The 3178-nt window shown below is 56.0% G+C and carries 5 protein-coding genes; 1 reads left to right on the top strand and 4 read right to left on the bottom strand.

Features of this window, described 5'->3' with window-relative positions; all coding sequences use genetic code 11:
- Positions 1-650: 650 nt before the first annotated feature.
- Positions 651-893: a plasmid replication protein RepB gene (locus AC1VYI_RS01145; RefSeq protein ID WP_161469622.1), complete on the bottom strand. Its 243-nt coding sequence runs from the start codon at positions 891-893 to the stop codon at positions 651-653.
- A gap of 467 nt (positions 894-1360) precedes the next feature.
- On the opposite strand from AC1VYI_RS01145, the gene mobV reads away from it, so the two are divergent.
- A complete protein-coding gene (gene mobV / locus AC1VYI_RS01150; RefSeq protein ID WP_161469623.1) occupies positions 1361-2371 on the top strand; it encodes a MobV family relaxase in 1011 nt (336 codons plus the stop codon).
- Between the two features lie 105 nt (positions 2372-2476).
- On the opposite strand, the gene AC1VYI_RS01155 is transcribed toward mobV, so the two are convergent.
- The 3 genes from AC1VYI_RS01155 to AC1VYI_RS01165 are packed head-to-tail and all read right to left on the bottom strand — an operon-like array spanning position 2477 to position 3154.
- On the bottom strand, positions 2477-2725 hold the full coding sequence (locus AC1VYI_RS01155; RefSeq protein ID WP_139714640.1) for a DUF2442 domain-containing protein: 249 nt from the start codon (positions 2723-2725) through the stop codon (positions 2477-2479).
- Positions 2709-2951, bottom strand: coding sequence for a DUF4160 domain-containing protein (locus AC1VYI_RS01160; protein WP_024944121.1), 243 nt, complete (start codon positions 2949-2951; stop codon positions 2709-2711). The genes AC1VYI_RS01155 and AC1VYI_RS01160 overlap by 17 nt, the downstream gene beginning before the upstream one ends.
- On the bottom strand, positions 2942-3154 hold the full coding sequence (locus tag AC1VYI_RS01165) for a hypothetical protein (RefSeq protein ID WP_482875586.1): 213 nt from the start codon (positions 3152-3154) through the stop codon (positions 2942-2944). The genes AC1VYI_RS01160 and AC1VYI_RS01165 overlap by 10 nt, the downstream gene beginning before the upstream one ends.
- Positions 3155-3178 lie beyond the last annotated feature (24 nt).

The raw sequence follows: 3178 nt of genomic DNA on the forward strand, positions 1-3178 counted from the left end.
TCGTAATCGATTTTTCCAGCCAGTTCATACAGCACTGATTGAGCACCAGCACTAAGACCAACTATCCGAGATAGGTCTTCGATGTACATCTTCACATAGGCTGGCTCTTTAGGTATTCGGGCAACAATCACATCCTCCGTACTTAAGACTTCACCAGTGGAGTGATCCAAGTGAGTTGTCCTTGTCGAAGTAAGCACCCTTGCTGTGGTCATTTCTCAATCCCTATTCACTAAAAGTAGTGACAAACTCTACTGTTCAGTAAAGCTATTTTGCAACGACTTTCGTGCATATTTGTCACTCTCACAGTGACACAAAATCACTCTCACAGTGACAGTTTGTCACTCTCACAGTGACAAAACTCCCCGCTAGGCCGCGCCGTTACTGGTCTGCAGACATCTATTCTCTTATGCGCGTCAAATCAGCCTCGGATGATCAACCCTGTGGATGGGTGGACAATCGCCTTCCAGGCGAACGGCCCTCAAGGGGCATGGACAACCCTATGGACAGGGGTGGACGGGCCAAAAAGACAGCCCGCCCACTGCCCTGACCACAGGGATTGCCCACACCCACGGGCCTTTGCCCACGCCCCCCACAGGGCCAAGGGAGTAACAGGATCTCCCTTAGGGTTTGTATTAGGGGAGGGACTTGTCTCACAGGGAGGTCAAATCGACCTCGATGCGCCGGAACCCTATGGTTTTGGCAGTAGATACCGCAGCATCGATCGTCTTGAACACTCGCCAGCCTCCCCTCTGGCGTTCCAACACGCTGGTTTCAGCTTGCCTCCCGAACTGGACGAGGTGGAGATGGTAGCCGGCACCCATCGGGGTGGGCACAACCAAGGCTTTCGAGAAGCCCCCCTGATCAAACACCCACTTGGCTTTCTGCTCTTCCATATCAAAAACCCCATATTGATTCATCAAAACCAGAAATTGATACTACCCCCTCCCGCATCAAAAACAAGGTTTTGATGTATCAAAACAGCTTTTTGATGTCCGGTTTTCAGGGGCGCAGCCCCTACAAGCCGCCCCCTGCAGTGGATAGATCCACCAGACGGTGGGCGGCGGAACACGCCCATATGGACCCGTGGCGAGATCCCCCCCTTCCCTGCAAAACCGGCTTTTGAGGGTCTCCGGTTCTGGGGGAGGCAAACGCCACAGCGCCCCCCGATCACCCTATCTTTTGCCCCCCTTCAGGGGGGAGCTATCAAGGGGTTGATCTTTCCTCCGGCACCCTGCCGGAGCGAGCGACTTTACGAAGTAAAGTCTAGTGAGTACTCTTGCTTGTCAAGAGGCCCACCGGAGGTCGCCATTCTGTCGCCCCCCTCCAGCCTCTCCGACAGTCCACCAAGAGGGGAAGACACATGGCCGCCTTTGCCATCATGCGCTGCAAGAAACTATCGGGAATGGGCTCGGTTGCAGCCTCCCTCAAGCACTGCTTTCGGGAGCGCGACACACCCAATGCAGACCCCGAAAGACTCCGGCACAACATGCACATGGCCGCCCGTTCCACAGACGAGGCGATGGGCAAGTTGCGGGAGAAGCTGCCGGAGAAGCGGCGCAAGGATGCGGTGCTCGCTATCGAGTACGTCCTGAGCGCTTCACCGGAGTGGTGGATCAATGCGGATTCAGGCCGGAAAGCGGACTTCTACCAGAGCTCGATGGACTGGTTGGCCGAGAAGTACGGGCGGGAAAACATCCTGGTATCGTCGATTCACCTGGACGAGAAGACCCCCCACATGTCGGCGTTCGTGGTCCCGATCACCAAAGATGGGCGGTTGAGCGCCAAGGAGTTCATCGGCAACCGCACCAAGATGAGCAACGACCAGAGCAGCTATGCGGAGGCCGTCAAGCATCTTGGACTGGTGCGGGGCATCGAGGGCAGCAAGGCGACCCACAAGCGCATCAAGGCCCATTACAACGCGCTGGGGCAGCAGATCCCCGTGCCGCCCGAGATCCGCGAGGAGGATCTCAAGCCGCAAAGCGAGCAAGGCCCGGGGTTGCTGGGCAAGATCGGGTTGAGGCCGATGGTTGAGACCCCGCTCGGGGTAGCGGAGCGACTCAACGCCAAGTTCGCGAAGGCGTTCAAGGTTGTCGCCGAGAAAGCCTCTGAAAGCGATTCTCAGCGCGGGGAGGCGGTTAAGGCTAGGATGGCATTGGCTGACACACAGAAACGCCTCCAAGCGCTTCAGGAGCCGTTTAAGGGGCTATCCAAGGAGCAGGTGGCTGAAGTTCTTAAGCAGGCGGTGGCGATACAGCAGGACAATCAGCGGAGGCAGCAGGAGCAGGATCTGGCTCGCAAGCTGGAGGCCGAGATCCGGCGGAAGATGGCCCCCGAGAAAGGCCCGAAGCCGAGTCGGGGGTTTGGGCGTTAAGCCACGCCCTGCGCCGCTTCAGCTCTGCTCTGGCCCATTCGCTGGACTGGCGCATGTCCTCCCGTAGTGCCTCGATCTCTTGGGGGGTGAGTTGGCGGTATCCCACTAGGCCGCCCGATGGGGACGGTGGGTAATATCCCCTTGTCCGGCCAGTAGGCCAGCAATGGAAATATCTTCGTCCAGTTCGTCCCAGTGGATACCCCGCTGGCTCAGTTCGTATTGAGCAAGCTGCTCAGGCTGTGCCCTCAGCAGTCGCGGGAACCATACCAGCGGCACCCCGATGATCCGGCCGTCCAGTAGCTCAACCCACATGCTGTTTTCATCGAACCGCACCAATTTAGGCGAAATATTCATGCCACTTCTCCGCAAAAAACGCTCTGTGCTCTGTTGCAATGGCGATCACCTCTCGCAACTCCCGCGCCCCGAAACCATCATTTCGAGACAAGACCGTTTCCGGTTCTAGCCAGATCTTGGCCTCATTTCCTGCCTTTGAAACGTGCACGTGGGCAGGTTCCAGTGGGTCTCCCTCGTTCGAGTAGAAGAAGAATCGATAGCCGTTGATACGTAGGATTACTGGCACGTTTTAACCTTTTCCAAAATGGTTCTAGCAAGCCCTTTTTGTTTCGGGGTCAATCTTTTAATCGAACGAGGGTTGTTAAATGACTTCCGGAAAATCTGCGTTAAGGAAAACAGAAAATTCAAATCCCAGTCACTTAATTTTGCCCTGTCAGAGCCTGATAGAACACGTTCTATTTCCAAGTTCAGTTTTTCTTCTGGGGTCATTCTCACACCTCATCAATCGACGCT

This window comes from Enterobacter sp. QK-SA4 (assembly GCF_056856775.1).

Bases quoted from the DNA above. Each gene is read 5' to 3' on its own strand.
- mobV (WP_161469623.1), top strand. From the start codon at position 1,361: ATGGCCGCCTTTGCCATCATGCGCTGCAAGAAACTATCGGGAATGGGC.
- AC1VYI_RS01155 (WP_139714640.1), bottom strand. From the start codon at position 2,725: ATGAATATTTCGCCTAAATTGGTGCGGTTCGATGAAAACAGCATGTGG.
- AC1VYI_RS01165 (WP_482875586.1), bottom strand. From the start codon at position 3,154: ATGACCCCAGAAGAAAAACTGAACTTGGAAATAGAACGTGTTCTATCA.
- AC1VYI_RS01145 (WP_161469622.1), bottom strand. From the start codon at position 893: ATGGAAGAGCAGAAAGCCAAGTGGGTGTTTGATCAGGGGGGCTTCTCG.